14 protein-coding genes and 1 pseudogene are annotated in these 15,814 nt (G+C 58.1%); 5 read left to right on the forward strand and 10 right to left on the reverse strand.

Translation table 11 applies throughout. The annotated features are described in order from the left end of the window. Positions 1–96: 96 nt before the first annotated feature. Positions 97–2,481: a beta-N-acetylhexosaminidase gene (locus RS584_RS02560; RefSeq protein WP_315748878.1), complete on the forward strand. Its 2,385-nt coding sequence runs from the start codon at positions 97–99 to the stop codon at positions 2,479–2,481. Between the two features lie 109 nt (positions 2,482–2,590). On the opposite strand, the gene gbpA is transcribed toward RS584_RS02560, so the two are convergent. The 5 genes from gbpA to RS584_RS02585 form a co-directional block, all read right to left on the reverse strand. Further along, entirely contained in the window at positions 2,591–4,039 is a 1,449-nt protein-coding gene (gene gbpA / locus RS584_RS02565; RefSeq protein WP_315748879.1) for an N-acetylglucosamine-binding protein GbpA, read from the reverse strand. 136 nt (positions 4,040–4,175) lie between these two features. Further along, entirely contained in the window at positions 4,176–4,562 is a 387-nt protein-coding gene (gene ridA / locus RS584_RS02570; protein ID WP_003863373.1) for a 2-iminobutanoate/2-iminopropanoate deaminase, read from the reverse strand. Positions 4,563–4,635: 73 nt separating this feature from the next. Next, a complete protein-coding gene (gene pyrI, locus RS584_RS02575; protein ID WP_003863370.1) occupies positions 4,636–5,097 on the reverse strand; it encodes an aspartate carbamoyltransferase regulatory subunit in 462 nt (153 codons plus the stop codon). A gap of 12 nt (positions 5,098–5,109) precedes the next feature. Further along, positions 5,110–6,042, reverse strand: a complete 933-nt coding sequence (gene pyrB / locus RS584_RS02580; RefSeq protein ID WP_033487898.1) for an aspartate carbamoyltransferase — start codon at positions 6,040–6,042, stop codon at positions 5,110–5,112. A gap of 34 nt (positions 6,043–6,076) precedes the next feature. Continuing rightward, positions 6,077–6,181: a pyrBI operon leader peptide gene (locus tag RS584_RS02585; RefSeq protein WP_071524139.1), complete on the reverse strand. Its 105-nt coding sequence runs from the start codon at positions 6,179–6,181 to the stop codon at positions 6,077–6,079. Here RS584_RS02585 and RS584_RS02590 point away from each other — a divergent pair. Then, a pseudogene (locus RS584_RS02590) lies at positions 6,161–6,278 on the forward strand (hypothetical protein). The gene RS584_RS02585 and the pseudogene RS584_RS02590 sit on opposite strands and share 21 nt — an antisense overlap. Before the next feature lie 3 nt (positions 6,279–6,281). On the opposite strand, the gene RS584_RS02595 reads toward RS584_RS02590, so the two are convergent. The 5 genes from RS584_RS02595 to arcA all read right to left on the reverse strand — a co-directional run bounded on the left by RS584_RS02595 (position 6,282) and on the right by arcA (position 11,558). Further along, entirely contained in the window at positions 6,282–6,761 is a 480-nt protein-coding gene (locus RS584_RS02595) for an arginine repressor (protein WP_003863366.1), read from the reverse strand. Positions 6,762–6,841: 80 nt separating this feature from the next. Further along, positions 6,842–8,245 carry a YfcC family protein gene (locus RS584_RS02600; RefSeq protein ID WP_077580391.1) on the reverse strand — a complete coding sequence of 468 codons (1,404 nt, stop codon included), beginning with the start codon at positions 8,243–8,245 and terminating at the stop codon, positions 6,842–6,844. A 46-nt stretch (positions 8,246–8,291) separates the two neighbouring features. Further along, positions 8,292–9,296 carry an ornithine carbamoyltransferase gene (gene argF / locus RS584_RS02605; protein ID WP_003863360.1) on the reverse strand — a complete coding sequence of 335 codons (1,005 nt, stop codon included), beginning with the start codon at positions 9,294–9,296 and terminating at the stop codon, positions 8,292–8,294. Positions 9,297–9,415: 119 nt separating this feature from the next. After that, positions 9,416–10,327: a carbamate kinase gene (gene arcC, locus RS584_RS02610; RefSeq protein ID WP_315748880.1), complete on the reverse strand. Its 912-nt coding sequence runs from the start codon at positions 10,325–10,327 to the stop codon at positions 9,416–9,418. Positions 10,328–10,337: 10 nt separating this feature from the next. Further along, entirely contained in the window at positions 10,338–11,558 is a 1,221-nt protein-coding gene (gene arcA / locus RS584_RS02615; protein WP_017383903.1) for an arginine deiminase, read from the reverse strand. 675 nt (positions 11,559–12,233) lie between these two features. On the opposite strand from arcA, the gene RS584_RS02620 reads away from it, so the two are divergent. The 3 genes from RS584_RS02620 to yagF all read left to right on the forward strand — a co-directional run bounded on the left by RS584_RS02620 (position 12,234) and on the right by yagF (position 15,813). Continuing rightward, positions 12,234–12,686, forward strand: a complete 453-nt coding sequence (locus RS584_RS02620; protein ID WP_015572526.1) for a YhcH/YjgK/YiaL family protein — start codon at positions 12,234–12,236, stop codon at positions 12,684–12,686. Between the two features lie 236 nt (positions 12,687–12,922). Further along, positions 12,923–13,831, forward strand: coding sequence for a 2-keto-3-deoxygluconate aldolase (gene yagE, locus RS584_RS02625; RefSeq protein ID WP_032647056.1), 909 nt, complete (start codon positions 12,923–12,925; stop codon positions 13,829–13,831). Positions 13,832–13,845: 14 nt separating this feature from the next. Continuing rightward, the gene (yagF, locus tag RS584_RS02630) at positions 13,846–15,813 is read left to right on the forward strand and encodes a xylonate dehydratase YagF (RefSeq protein ID WP_259385188.1); all 1,968 of its coding nucleotides are present in this window, start codon (positions 13,846–13,848) and stop codon (positions 15,811–15,813) included. Position 15,814: the final 1 nt, after the last annotated feature.

Genomic DNA, 15,814 nt, shown 5'->3' on the forward strand with positions numbered 1-15,814 from the left:
CCTGTGATCTCCGTCGGCGCATTCGCTTGACGACAATTTGAGCGCATGTTAACAGAATGTTTTGCCTGTATTTGGCCCGTCAGATAAGGAACATTCATGTTACGGTACAGCCTCTTAACCGCCGGGCTCATGCTCGGCGCCTCCGCCTTTGCCGCCCCGGCAGGTGACCTTCCCTTAATGCCCTGGCCTGCGAAGGTTGAACGTCCGACCACTCAGGGCGCGCTGGTGCTTAACAATCAACTCTCTGTGAGCGTCAGCGGCGACGATCTGGGGGATGCGGTCAACCGCCTGCGCCAGCGCATTGCGCTGCAAACCGGCTGGACGCTACAGCCGCAGGCCGAAAAACCTGACAAGCCGACCATCCGCATCGCCATCGCCAAAAAGGTGAAGCCGCAGCCGCTGCCGGACAGCGATGAGAGCTATAAACTCACGGTGGACGCCAACGGCGTAAATATCTCTGCCAACACCCGCTTTGGCGCGCTGCGCGCCATGGAAACCTTGCTTCAGCTGATGCAGAACGGCGCCGAAAACACCTCGATCCCGTGGGTGACCATTGAAGATTCGCCGCGCTTCCCGTGGCGCGGGCTGCTGCTCGATTCGGCGCGCCACTTCCTCCCGATTCCGGATATTAAACGCCAGATCGACGGCATGGCCGCGGCCAAACTCAACGTTCTGCACTGGCATTTGACGGACGATCAGGGCTGGCGCTTTACCTCGAAGCGTTATCCAAAATTAACCCAGCTTGCCAGCGATGGGCTGCTCTACACCCCGGAGCAGATGCGCGAGATTGTGCGTTACGCTGCCGAGCGAGGCATACGCGTGGTGCCGGAAATTGATATGCCGGGCCACGCCTCGGCGATTGCCGTCGCCTACCCGGAGCTGATGAGCGCGCCGGGGCCTTACGCCATGGAGCGCCACTGGGGCGTGCTGAAGCCGGTGCTGGATCCAACCAAAGAGGCAACTTATACCTTTGCCGACGCGATGGTCAGCGAACTGGCGGCGATCTTCCCGGATCCGTATCTGCATATTGGCGGCGATGAGGTTGACGATAGCCAGTGGAAAGCGAACGCTGCGATCCAGACGTTTATGCGCGACAACAAACTGGCGGACAGCCACGCGTTGCAGGCGTATTTCAACCGCAAGCTGGAGACGATCCTTGAGAAGCACCACCGGCAGATGGTTGGCTGGGATGAGATCTACCATCCCGATCTGCCGAAAAGCATTCTGATCCAGTCCTGGCAGGGACAGGACGCGCTGGGGCAGGTGGCGCAGAACGGCTATAAGGGTATTCTCTCAACCGGTTTCTACCTCGATCAGCCGCAATCCACCGCCTACCACTACCGCAATGAAATTGTGCCGCAGGGGCTGAACGGCGTGGATGTGATAGCGGACACCGACAGCGTCCAGAGCTGGGCTTTCTCCATGCCGCGTCTGAAAGGCAAGCCGGTGGAAGGCAGCTTTACGCTGGTGAAAGGCGATGCCGGGTGGCGTGGATTTATTGATTTTGCCGGAAAATCGCGTCGGGCGGTGGATAACATTCAGTGGCGGGACGACAACCAGGTAACGTTTACCGTTGATACCTGGATGGGTGAAACGCGTCCGGTCGTTTCTGTTGAGAACGATAAGCTCAGCGGCTATTTCCTGGTGGGTAACGCCCGCTACCCGATCGACGGCACGCGTCTGGACGCGGTGCCAAAAGGCATACCGCCGGTGGTGCCGGACCCGGCGAACGAGGCCAATCTGCTCGGCGGTGAAGCCGCGCTGTGGGCGGAAAACGTGGTCGCGCCGGTGCTGGATATCCGTCTGTGGCCGCGCGCCTTTGCGGTGGCGGAGCGGCTATGGTCGGCAAAGGACGTCAACGACATCGACAACATGTATACCCGGCTCCAGGCGATGGACAGTTGGTCCACGGTGTCGGCTGGACTACAGCAGCATACCCAGCAGCAGGTGCAGTTCACGCGCCTCGCCAACAATGCGGATACCCTGCCGCTGCAAATTCTCGCCCAGGCGCTTGAACCGGCGCAGTATTACACCCGCCAGCATCTTAAGTTCCAGGCCGGAAACTATCATCAGTTTGAGCCGCTCAACCGGCTCGCTGACGCGCTAAACGCGGAAAGTGCGACCGTGCGTCAGATGAATAAATGGGCGGACCGTCTGGTGAGCGACGCGGAAGACACGGAAAGCGCCGACGCGCTGCGCCACGTCTTTAACCGCTGGCAGAACAACACCAGCGATGCGCTGGCCTTGAGTGAAAACAGCTATCAGCTGAAGGCCATTAAGCCGGTGATCCAGGAGGTGGATAAACTGGCCTCGATTGGCCTGAGGCTGACGGATCTGGTGGCGCGTCAGGGCACGCTGGACGACAACGAGATCGCGTCGATCCAGAGCGAACTGGATAACGCGGCGACGATCCAGGACGAGGTGGTAATTGCGGCGGTGTACCCGCTGGAGACGCTGCTTAGGGCGACGCGGAATCAGTAGTAAAGAACCCTCACCCTAACCCTCTCCCAAAGGGAGAGGGAATTTATACACCCTCTCCCTTTGGGAGAGGGCTGGGGTGAGGGAATCAGCCACCGGGCGTAAAGGCAACTCAGCTCTTCAGCACCCACGCCTCTTTCCAGTGCGCGCCCACGCCTGGCTCAAACTGGTTTGCGGTTGGGCTGTACTGCACGCAGTAGCCGCTATACGGGAACGGTTTACACTCGTAGGTCTTACCGTCTTTAGGCTGTAACACCACTGTGCCCGCTTTGTAGGAGGCAATGCTGTCCGGGAAGATAAAGTCATGCGGGCCGCTGCTGTCCGCCGCGTCGCTTTCCAGCATCAGGTTTAGCACGTCCTGCGCGAACAGGGTGCCGTCTTTGTTGGTGGCGTAGTATTTCAGCATATGGTGGCCCGCCGTGACGTCAGTCAGGGTCATGGTCACGTTTTGATTGACGTTATTCATATCCTGCTTCAGGTAACCTTTTTCGGCACCGTGGTGGTTCATCACGTGCGCTTCAAAATTAACGTCACCCTGCGTGTTCACATGGAAGGTCACAATCGCATTGCCATGTTCGATTTTGCTGTATTGCAGATCGGAAACGGCGATGGTCTCGCTCACCTGCGCTTTTTGCTCTTCATAAGAGATGGCAACGGATTTCAGCGTGCTGCCGTCTTTCACGAATACGCTGTTGGCGCCGTGAATCGGGCTGATTTCACCGGCTTCATCTTTCACACCGACGCGGACATCGCTATGAGTGGTGTTGATCTTCTGCGCCAGATCGTAGGACCACTGGTTAGCGTCGCCTTGTTCAGAAGAGCCGATGGTTATTTCAGTACGCAGGGCGGCAACTTCCCCGTTGGCGTCGAAGAAGCGTGCAATCACTTTATCGCCCACGTTCAGGTTATTCCCGGCAATCTGTCCGCTCAGGGTTTTACTCCACTGGGATATTACCGCTGGGGTATCGTCCGGCGTGACGTTGCCGCCGTTACCGAAATCAACGTCAATGGCCTGATAGAAACTGTTTGCGGTATCCGCAATTTCCCACACGCCATAAATAACCTGGTAGCCCGTACGTTCCGGGACATTACAGGTCATGGATTTTGTCATGGACGGTGCCTGACCATTCCCGTTAATAGTACAGAACGGCGTTAATTCGAACTGGTCACGGGTCAGCGGTTTATTGGGGTCCCAGTTTTGTTTGGTAATGTAATAACGCCAGTTGGTGGTTTTATGCGGCGCGGTATGGTGCCAGACAAATTCATGCGGGCCTGCCGTCATGGGGCTTTTGGTCCAGGCGTTCAGGCTCTGCTTATCAAGCTGGGAGTAGCTGGCAATACCGGCGCTGGCAAGCTGGCCGTCAGGCGGCATTGCGCCCGTCGGGAAGCCGGAGGTCTTTTCTACGCTCTGCGGTTCATATTGTACAGAGCCACAGTCAATATTCTGGCCGAGCTTACACATATAAGCGCGGCTGGCGGGGGATTCTATATATCCGTGTGCAAGTGCGGAAGACGCAACCGCTAATGTGGCAACGGCCAGCGCGATCTTAGAGAGTTTCATTCTTCATCCATTAATTAGAATATAACAAGGCAGCGTCAGTCTATTAATGGAGTGGGGATGCGTCATTGCCTGGAGAGAGTAAAAATGGTCGCAATAAAAAAGGCAGCCTGAGCTGCCTTCTCTTTATTGAAATAAATTAGCGACGTACGGCAATCGCTTCAATTTCAATTTTTACGTCTTTTGGCAGACGCGCCACTTCCACACAGGAGCGCGCCGGGAAGGTGGCGTTGTGCTCGGTGAAGAACGCTTCATAAGTGGCGTTAACGGTGGCGAAATCGTTCAGATCTTTCACGAACACGGTGGTTTTGACGATATCGCCCACTTTCAGACCGGCAGATTCGACGATCGCCTGCACGTTTTCCAGCGACTGACGCGCCTGCGCCGCTACGTCGGCTGGCACTTCACCGGTTTTTGGGTTCACCGGGATCTGACCAGAAGTGATGATCATGCTGCCCAGATCAACGCCCTGAACGTATGGGCCGATAGCCGCTGGTGCATTTTCCGTCGCGAGTACTTTGCTCATTTTTTCTCCAGAATTACAGCGTTAAGAATGTTCCCGGCCATTATAACAGCCGGGATTTCATTACCAACCTCAATTAGTTGGCCAGCACCACATAATGAGAAAACTCTTTTTCGCAGTATTTGCATTTGAGTGCGATGTCATTGGCGCGTTTTTTCACTGCAAAGCTGGAGGAAACCGGCTCAGCATGACTGATGCAGTTGCTGTTCGGGCAGACCAGCACGCTTTCGATGCGATCCGGCAGGCTTGGGCGGGATTTGCCCACCACGTCGTAATCGTCGATGCGGTTAACCGTGGCGTCCGGTGCGTACAGTGACAGCTGGTTAACCTGCTCGTCGGTCAGGAAAGTGTTCTCGATCTTGATCAGGTCTTTACGGCCCATTTCGCCCGACGGCAGGTTCAGGCCGATGGTGATACGCTGGTCGGTTTCAGTCAGTTTGAACAGCGTCAGCAGCTTAAAGCCCACCTGCGCAGGGATGTGGTCAATCACGGTGCCACGCTTGATGGCTTCAACCTGGAGTTTGTTATCGTGTGTCATGGTCGTCTCCCCTTACAGAGCTAATTCGCGATTCAGAACCAGTGCCAGTAACGCCTGGCGGGCGAAGATACCGTTTCCGGCCTGCTGGAAGTACCAGGCGTGCGGCGTTTTATCCACGTCTGTGGTGATCTCATCGATGCGCGGCAGCGGGTGCAGCACCTTCATGTTGTCGCGCGCGCCCTCGAGGTCGCTGGCGCGCAGTACGAACTGCGCCTTCACGTTGGCGTACTCGGATGGGTCAAGACGCTCTTTCTGCACGCGGGTCATGTAGAGAATATCCACGTTGCCCATCACCTCTTCGATGCTGGCGTGCAGGCTCCACGCGATGCCTTTTTCGTCCAGCATATCGAGAATGTACTGCGGCATCGCCAGCGCGTCCGGCGCGATGAAGAAGAAGCGGTTGCCGTTAAATTTCGCCAGCGCCTGGGTCAGGGAGTGGACGGTGCGGCCATATTTCAGGTCGCCGACCATGGCGATGTTCAGGTTCTCAAGCGTGCCCTGCGTCTCCCGAATGGTGAACAGATCCAGCAGGGTCTGCGTCGGGTGCTGGTTGGCACCGTCACCGGCGTTCAGCACCGGAATGCCGCCGGAAAACTCGGTCGCCAGACGCGCCGCGCCCTCCTGCGGGTGGCGCATCACAATCGCGTCCACGTAGGTGCTGATGACTGAAATGGTATCCGCCAGGGTCTCGCCTTTTTTGCCCAGCGACGTGTTGCTGCTGTCCGAGAAGCCCACCACGCTCGCCCCGAGGCGGTGCATGGAGGTTTCAAAGGAGAGGCGGGTGCGGGTGGAGGCTTCGAAGAAGCAGCTCGCAATCACCTTGTGCTTCAGCAGCTCCGGTTGCGGATTGGCCTTCAGTTTTGCCGCGGTTTCCAGAACCAGTTCCAGCTCTTCGCGGCTGAGGTCGTTTATGGAAATGATGTGTTTTTGATAAAGCGGATTCATGTTTATCTCCTGACGCCGGGCAAAAAAAAGCCCCTCAAATGAGGGGCTCTGGGAATAGGTTTAGCAACGGGAAGAAAAACGGCAGGCCAGCGTCTGATTTCAGACGCGGTAAGACGATATGTCGTACACGCTTGACCATGCTTCCTCCCGGCAAATTGTCGGGCATTATACGCAGCTCGCTTTTGGGATCAAGCGATTTAATGCACGCTTTACTCAATGCAAACGGTTCTTTATGAATATTAATGCGTTCTGAGTAAATAATTAATTTGCTTATGCACCAGCGCGGTGCGCTTCACCACGCGGGGCGCGACCCAGACAATACTGCTTCCGGCCACCACGCCTAAAATTTCCGGTAACTGGTGATAATCCAGAATACGCGCTACTGCGCGGCCATATCCGGCGACGGTATGGATAAGGATAAATTCGCTGTTGTGCTCCACGCTCACCACCATTTCAGAGACGGTACGCGCCGCGTCGGGGGCCGGGCGCAGCTGGGGATTCAGCGAATAAATCTTTAGCCCTTTGGCATTGCGAATTTTTATGACACCGAGCAACTTGAGCAGACGTGAAACGGTGGACTGGCTGATGGTCTCAAAACCCCGCTCCTGTAAGTCGCGGCGGATCTCCTCCTGGGAGAGATAGCTCTTTTCCGCGATCAGACGCTGGCAGACCGTTAGCTGTAGTTGCTCTTTGGGAGAGTACTCTTCGTAATCCATCATAGTTCCCATATCAGTTCCCGAAATAACCGGTGGCACCGCACCGATCCGTAGGCCGGATAAGCGCAGCGCCATCCGGCAAATTACAACAGGGCGCCCAGGCTTAACGCCACCATAATCACCACCGTTAAAATCCCCAGCAGCGGCGCGACCCATTTCAGATAGCGCACGTAGGGCACGCGGGCGATAGCCAGCCCGCCCATCACGACGGCAGAGGTGGGAGTGATCAGGTTAACGATGCCGGACGCCGACTGGTAAGCCGTAACCACCAGGTCGCGGTTGACGTTAGCGAAATCGGCAAGGGGCGCCATGATCGGCATCGTCAGAACGGCCAGGCCGGACGAAGAAGGCACAAGAAACGACAGCACCACTTCCAGCCAGTACATCACGTTGATGAACGCCACCGTCGACAATCCGGTGACTATTCCCTCGGCGCTGTGCAAAATGGTGTGGGTAATCATGCCCTTATCCATGATCACTACGATACCGCGCGCGATGCCGATAATCAGCGCGACGCCCAGCAAATCTCGCGCGCCGTTGATAAAGGTTGAGGTCAGCTCCTCTTCGCTCATGCGGGCGATCAGCCCGACGATAATCGCGCTGGCGAGGAACACCGCCGAGATCTCCGCCATCCACCAGCCCAGCACCGCCACGCCGTAGATCATCACCGCGAAGGCGAGGGCGAAGATCACCAGGATGAGTTTGCGCACCGGGGTAAACTCCAGCGACTGCTCGCCCTTGTTGCCGAGGAAGTGGGCGCGGTTCTCTTCCTGCTTATCCGCCACGATCGACAGCGACGGATCCTTGCGCACCTTGCGGGCATAGCGCATTACCCACGCCACGCAGATGATCCAGCCGATCACCAGCAGCGCGATGCGCAACATGATGCCGTTGGTGAAGGGGATCCCGGCGGCGTTGGCGGCGATCACCGTGGCGAACGGGTTGATGGTGGAGCCGAGGGTGCCGATCCCCGCGCCGAGCAGCACGGTGGACGCAGCAACCACCGGATCGAACCGCGCCGCCAGCATCACCGGCACCAGTAAGGTATAGAAGGGCAGCGACTCTTCTGCCATGCCGTAAATCGTGCCGCCTGCGGCAAACAGCGCCATCAGGATCGGGATCATCCACTCTTCGCGGCCGCGTAGTCGGGTAGTGACGCGCTCGATCCCGGCGTCTATCGCCCCGGTTTTAGTGACGATCCCGAGGAATCCCCCGATGATAAGGATAAACAGCGCCACGTCGATGGCCCCGGCCTGGCCGGATTCTGGATCGTACAGCCCGGCAATCGGCGCCATCAGCACCGAAACCAGCCCCTGCGGGTGCGCTGCCACGTGCGCGTAGGTGCCAGCAACCGGCACTTCTTTACCGAGCGCCTCGTTCAATGCCATATGGTACTGCCCGGCCGGAACAATCCACGTCAGCACGGCAACCACGGCAATCAGAAAAAAGAGAATGGTGTAAGCGGAGGGAAACTTGAACTTGCCCATGATGTTCTCCTGAACCCGGCGCACCCCGCGGCGCGCCGGGCGGTGATTAGTCGCCGAGTGTCGCCACCATGACCGCTTTAATGGTGTGCATGCGGTTCTCTGCTTCGTCGAAGACGATGGAGTTCGGTGATTCGAAGACCTCTTCCGTCACTTCCAGCCCCTTCAGGCCGTACGCCATTTCGATTTCGCGGCCCACTTTGGTGTGCTCGTTGTGGAACGCCGGCAGGCAGTGCATGAACTTGACGTTCGGGTTACCGGTGGCCTTCATCACGTCCGCGTTAATCTGATATGGCTTCATCAGGCTGACGCGCTCGGCCCAGGCCTCCTTCGGCTCACCCATGGAAACCCACACGTCGGTGTAGAGGAAATCGGTGCCCTGCACGCCTTCCTCCACGTCGTCGGTGAGGGTGATGCGCGCGCCGGTCTCTTTGGCGATGGCGCGGCACTGCTCAACCAGGCCCGCCTCCGGCCAGAAGGATTTCGGCGCCACAAGGCGGATATCCATCCCCATTTTGGCCGCGCCGACCATCAGGGAGTTACCCATGTTGTTCCGCGCATCGCCCAGGTAAGCAAAGCTCAGCTCCGGCAGGGTTTTGCCCGGAGAGTGCTCCAGCATGGTCATCAGGTCGGCGAGAATTTGGGTGGGGTGGAACTCGTCGGTCAGACCGTTCCACACCGGCACGCCCGCGTACTCGCCCAGCTCTTCAACGATGGCCTGGCCGTAGCCGCGATACTCGATGCCGTCATACATGCGGCCCAGCACGCGGGCGGTGTCCTTCATCGACTCTTTGTGGCCAATCTGCGAACCGCTTGGGCCGAGGTAGGTGACCTGCGCGCCCTGGTCGAACGCACCCACTTCGAAGGCGCAGCGGGTGCGGGTGGAGGTTTTTTCAAAGATCAGGGCGATGTTTTTCCCGACCAGGGTTTGTTTTTCGCGTCCGGCTTTTTTGGCGGCCTTCAGCTCGATGGCGAGATCGATCAGGTACTGGATCTCCGCCGGGGTGTAGTCCAGCAGTTTCAGGAAGTTGCGGTTTTTCAGGTTAATGGTCATGGGGAAATCCTTTTTAAAATTTAGCTGTCTGATGCCCTCACCCCGGCCCTCTCCCACAGGGAGAGGGGGCGTACATTCCCTCTCCCTTTGGGAGAGGGTTAGGGTGAGGGGAAAACGACTCAGTTACGAATCAATGTGCCTTTCTCGCCCGCCAGGATCTCCGCGCCGTCATTCAGCGCGCCGATCCCGGCAATGCCGTTGCAGGCCTCAACAAACTCGCGGCAGGCGGCCACTTTCGGCCCCATCGATCCGGCGTCGAACTGCATGCCTCTGAGCAGCTCCGGCGTCACCTGCGCCAGCGGGCGCTGGGTTGGCTTGCCCCAGTCGAGGTACACCGCGTCGGCATCGGTGAGGATCAGCAGGGCATCGGCCTCGATCTGGCGCGCCAGCAGGGCGGCGGAGAGGTCTTTGTCGATCACAGCCTCGATCCCGCGATAGCCGTTGGCGTTTTCCACTATCGGCACGCCACCGCCGCCGTTGCAGATCACCAGGTGGTCGCGCTGAATCAGCGCCGTGATGGCGTCGCTCTCGACGATGCGCTTCGGCTGCGGCGACGGCACCACGCGGCGGAAGTAGCTGCCGTCGGCCTTAAACACCCAGCCTTTTTCCGCGGCCAGCGCTTTAGCCTGGGCTTCGCTGTAGACCGGGCCGATGTACTTGGTCGGGTTGCTGAACGCCGGGTCGGCGGCGTCCACTTCCACCTGCGTGAGCAGGACGCTGACCTCGCGCTGGGGCAGATTGTTTTTCAGCGCCTGCTGGAGCATGTAGCCGATCATTCCCTGGCTTTCGGCGCCAAGAACGTCCAGCGGGTAGGGAGTGACTTTGTCGTAGGCGCTGTTTTGCAGCGCCAGCAGTCCGACCTGCGGGCCGTTGCCGTGCACCAGCACCACGCGCCACTGTTCCGTTAAGCCGGCGATGGTGCGGGCGGCCTGCTCAATGTTCTGGCGCTGGATGTCCGCTTCAAGCGGCTCGCCGCGCTTGAGCAGCGCGTTGCCGCCAAGGGCCACAACCAGAGTGGGTTTTCGTTCCATGATGGCTCCTTTAAATTCCGTCGCGTTCCAGTGGGCAGCTCATGCAGCGCGCGCCGCCGCGACCGCGTCCCAGCTCGTCGCCCGGGATCGGCAGCACGGTGATGCCTGCTTTGTCGTACTTCTCGTTGGTCCAGACGTTGCGCTCGTAGCCGATCACCACGCCCGGGCGGAGGGTCAGGACGTTGTTAGCGTCGTTCCACTGCTCGCGTTCGGCTTCAAAGGCGTCGCCGCCGGTGGTGATCAGGCGGACGTGGTTAATGCCGAGGGCTTTCTCGATGGCGTGCAGCAGGTCGGTTTCCTGGGTGCGCAGCAGGCCGCCGCGTCCGTCCGGGGTGAGCGTCCAGCACTGGGCGTCCTTGCGCACCACTTCCGGGTAAACGGAGAAGGTGTCCACGTCGATGTGGGTCATCACGGTGTCGAGGTGCATGCAGGAGCGGTGTTTCGGCAGCTCAACGGCAATCACGCGCTCGGCCTGGCGATGTTTAAACAGGCTGTTGGCGAGGAACTCCACGCCCTGCGGCGTCGTGCGCTCGGACATGCCGATCAATACCGCCCCGCGACCAATCACTAATACGTCGCCGCCTTCTAATGTGGCGTGGTCGTAATTAATATTCTCGTCGCCGAAATACTTAATAAACTCGCCGTCGGCAAATGCGGGGTGCCAGCGATATATTGCCCGCAGGTTATTGGTTTCACGCTGGCGGGCGGGTTTCGCCATCGGATTAATGGAGACGCCGTTATATATCCAGCAGGAGGTATCGCGGGTAAATAAGTGGTTCGGCAGCGGCTTCATAATAAAATCATTCGCCGTGTGGGTATCAACCACCATATTTTTAATAGCCGCCGGAATTTCACCGTAGGTTAATCCGCCGCTTAATCTGCGCGCCAGTTCGCGGTGCGGCATATCCGCCAGCCAGCCGCGCACGTCGGCGGCAAAGGTTGGTCCCAGGCGATAGTCGGAGATTTGTGTTTCAAGAAGCCAGGCTTTTGCTTCAGCAATATCAAGCGTTTGCGTAAGAAGGTCGGTCAACAGCAGGACTTCCACACCCTGCTCGCGCAGCGTGTTTGCGAAGATGTCATGCTCTTCACCCGCCCGTTCAACCGAGAGCACGTCATCAAATAGCAGCTCCTGACAGTTTGAGGGGGTTAACCGTTTCAGACTTAAATTAGGACGGTGCAGCATAACGCTACGCAATTGACCAATTTCAGAACCGACGTAATGCTTTTCCATAATTATTCCTTTAACTTTTTTTCAGAATAAAAAGGGCATGCGCCATGTGATGTGTTTAATTTCATGGCGGCTAAGCTCAATTGATTTCGTGATTTATAGTAGGCGCTTAAATAATGGTTATTGTGACATTGCTCACGCGAAAACCGATATTGAGCAGTTTATTTTCAATTGCATGATTCGTATCAGATAATGATTAATTTCATATTATTAAGGGATGAATAGCTAAGCAGGAACGGGTGGCAATATTTGAAGTTGTTATTATTTTGTAGAATCACACGCTTTGAAATATTTAGTTATGCTGTTGATTTTAATGGATAAAATGTTGTCACGGGAATAGCTATGCAATAATGACAGTTAACTATTTTTCACTTAAGAGAAATCAATAAATAATTATGGATTTTTAAAGGAAATAACCAAAGTGGTAAAGTGTGATACACCAACAGGTTTTGTGAGTTATGTTTTAAATTCAGTGAGTTAGATCCTGTGTGCAAAGTGCATGAAATGAGGTTATGCATAACCACTGCATAAATGCCTGTGTGCAATTAACAGTGGATTAACACATTTCCCGATAAACATGCGCTGACGCAAATCTTGTCAAAAAAGGGCTGGTATGGAAGAGGCAATTCTCGTATAAAACATAAAAATGAAACAATGTTTTAATCTGAGGGTTGTATCATGATTATTGGCAATATTCATCATCTCCAGTCCTGGTTGCCAGAAGAGCTGCGCCAGGCCATTGAGCACGTTAAGGCCCACGTCACCGACGCAACGCCGACCGGTAAGCACGACATCAATGGCAACAGCCTGTTTTATCTGGTTTCGGAGGACATGACCCAGCCGTTCGCCGAGCGTCGCGCTGAATACCATGCACGCTATCTGGATATTCAGATTGTGCTAAAAGGTCAGGAAGGGATGACCTTCAGTACCCTGCCGCACGGTACGCCGGACACCGACTGGCTGGCGGACAAAGACATCGCGTTCCTGCCGGAAGGCGAGCAGGAGAAAACCGTGGTGCTGAGCGAAGGGGATTTTGTAGTGTTCTGGCCGGGCGAAGTGCATAAGCCGCTGTGCGCGGCGGGAGCGCCGGCGCAGGTGCGTAAGGTTGTGGTGAAGATGCTGGTAGAGTAACCCCTCACCCCGGCCCTCTCCCAAGGGGAGAGGGTGTAAAAGTTCCCTCTCCCCTTGGGAGAGGGTTAGGGTAAGGGCACCAGACCGCACCCACGCATAATGTGATCCAGCTTAAACTTCCCGCACTCCCTCATCCCTTCCCATTTACCTGCGCTTTTTCTGCGTCATAGTATGATCGTTAAATTAATGAACGCTGTTCTATAATGTAGAACAAAATGATTCAGCAAGGAGATCTCATGCCGCAGTCCGCGTTGTTCACGGGTATCATTCCCCCTGTCTCCACCATTTTTACCGCCGATGGCCAGCTCGATAAACCGGGTACCGCCGCGCTGATCGACGATCTGATTAAAGCAGGCGTCGACGGCCTGTTTTTCCTGGGCAGCGGCGGCGAGTTCTCCCAGCTCAGCGCCGAAGAGCGTAAAACCATTGCCCGGTTTGCGATCGATCATGTCGATCGTCGTGTGCCGGTCCTGATCGGCACCGGCGGCACCAACGCCCGGGAAACCATTGAGCTGAGCCAGCACGCGCAGCAGGCGGGCGCGGACGGCATCGTGGTGATCAACCCTTACTACTGGAAAGTGTCGGAAGCGAACCTGATCCGCTATTTCGAGCAGGTGGCCGACAGCGTCACGCTGCCGGTGATGCTCTATAACTTCCCGGCGCTGACCGGGCAGGATCTGACCCCGGCACTGGTGAAAACCCTCGCCGACTCGCGCAGTAACATTGTCGGCATCAAAGACACCATCGACTCCGTCGCTCACCTGCGCAGCATGATCCACACCGTTAAAGGCGCCCATCCTCATTTCACGGTGCTGTGCGGCTACGACGATCATCTGTTTAATACCCTGCTGCTAGGCGGCGACGGGGCGATCTCGGCCAGCGGCAACTTTGCCCCACAGGTGTCGGTAAATCTTCTGAAAGCCTGGCGGGATAACGACGTGGCGAAAGCGGCTGAGTATCATCAGACCCTGCTGCAAATCCCGCAGATGTATCAGCTGGATACGCCGTTTGTGAACGTCATTAAAGAGGCGATCGTGCTCTGCGGTCGTCCGATTTCTACGCACGTCCTGCCGCCAGCCTCGCCGCTGGACGAGCCGCGCAAGGCGCAGCTGAAAACCCTGTTACAACAGCTCAAACTCTGCTGAGCCGGACGATAACGATGACCATTGAGAAAATTTTCACCCCACAGGACGATGCGTTTTATGCGGTGATCACCCACGCGGCGGGGCCGCAGGGCACGCTGCCGCTGACACCGCAGATGCTGATGGAATCCCCCAGCGGCAACCTGTTCGGTATGACGCAGAACGCCGGGATGGGCTGGGATGCCAACAAGCTCACCGGCAAAGAGGTGCTGATCATCGGCACCCAGGGCGGCATCCGCGCCGGAGACGGACGCCCGGTCGCGCTGGGCTACCACACCGGGCACTGGGAGATCGGCATGCAGATGCAGGCGGCGGCGAAGGAGATCACCCGCAACGGCGGGATCCCTTTCGCCGCCTTCGTCAGCGATCCGTGCGACGGTCGCTCGCAGGGCACGCACGGCATGTTCGACTCCCTGCCGTACCGCAACGACGCGGCGATCGTGTTTCGCCGCCTGATCCGCTCCCTGCCGACGCGCCGGGCGGTGATCGGCGTGGCAACCTGCGATAAAGGGCTGCCCGCCACCATGATTGCGCTGGCTTCCATGCACGATCTGCCGACCATTCTGGTGCCGGGCGGGGCGACGCTGCCGCCCACCGTGGGGGAAGATGCGGGCAAAGTGCAGACCATCGGCGCGCGCTTCGCCAACCATGAACTCTCCTTGCAGGAGGCCGCCGAGCTGGGCTGTCGCGCCTGCGCGTCGCCGGGCGGCGGGTGTCAGTTCCTCGGTACGGCGGGCACCTCGCAGGTAGTGGCGGAGGCGCTGGGTCTGGCGCTGCCGCACTCTGCACTGGCCCCGTCCGGGCAGGCGGTGTGGCTGGAGATCGCCCGCCAGTCGGCACGCGCGGTCAGTGAACTGGATAACCGCGGCATCACCACGCGCGATATCCTCACCGACAAAGCCATCGAAAACGCGATGGTGATCCACGCGGCGTTCGGCGGCTCCACTAATTTACTGCTGCACATTCCAGCCATCGCCCACGCGGCGGGCTGCACGATCCCGGACGTTGAACACTGGACGCGCGTCAACCGCAGGGTGCCGCGCCTGGTGAGCGTGCTGCCCAACGGCCCGGACTATCACCCGACCGTGCGCGCCTTCCTCGCGGGCGGCGTGCCGGAGGTGATGCTCCACCTGCGCGATCTCGGCCTGTTGCATCTGGACGCCATGACCGTCACTGGCCAGACAGTGGGCGAGAACCTCGACTGGTGGCAGAGCTCGGAGCGCCGTAAGCGCTTCCGCCAGTGCCTGCGCGAGCAGGACGGCGTGGAGCCGGATGACGTGATCCTGCCGCCGGAGAAGGCAAAAGCGAAAGGGCTGACCTCGACGGTCTGCTTCCCGACGGGCAACATCGCGCCGGAAGGATCGGTGATCAAGGCCACGGCGATCGACCCGTCGGTGGTGGGTGAAGATGGCGTTTACCGCCACACCGGCCGGGTGCGGGTGTTTGTCTCGGAGGCGCAGGCAATCAGGGCCATCAAGCGGGAAGAGATTGCGCAGGGCGATATCATGGTGGTGATCGGCGGTGGCCCGTCCGGCACCGGCATGGAAGAGACCTACCAGCTCACCTCCGCGCTGAAGCATATCTCGTGGGGCAAGACGGTGTCGTTAATCACCGATGCGCGCTTCTCGGGCGTGTCGACGGGGGCCTGCTTCGGCCACGTATCGCCGGAGGCGCTGGCGGGAGGGCCGATTGGTAAGCTGCGCGATAACGACATCATTGAGATTGCCGTGGACCGCCTGACTCTGACCGGTAGCGTGAACTTCATCGGTACCGCGGACAACCCGCTGACGCCGGAAGAGGGCGCGCGCGAGCTGGCGCGGCGGCAGACGCACCCGGACCTGCACGCTCACGACTTTTTGCCGGACGATACCCGGCTGTGGGCGGCATTACAGTCCGTGAGCGGCGGCGCCTGGAAAGGCTGTATTTATGACACCGATAAAATCATTGAGGTAATTAACGCCGGTAAAAAAGCACTCGGCCTTTAAT

The sequence above is a fragment of the Enterobacter sp. DTU_2021_1002640_1_SI_PRY_ASU_LCPMC_013 genome (assembly GCF_032389435.1).
Taxonomy (GTDB): domain Bacteria; phylum Pseudomonadota; class Gammaproteobacteria; order Enterobacterales; family Enterobacteriaceae; genus Enterobacter; species Enterobacter hormaechei_C.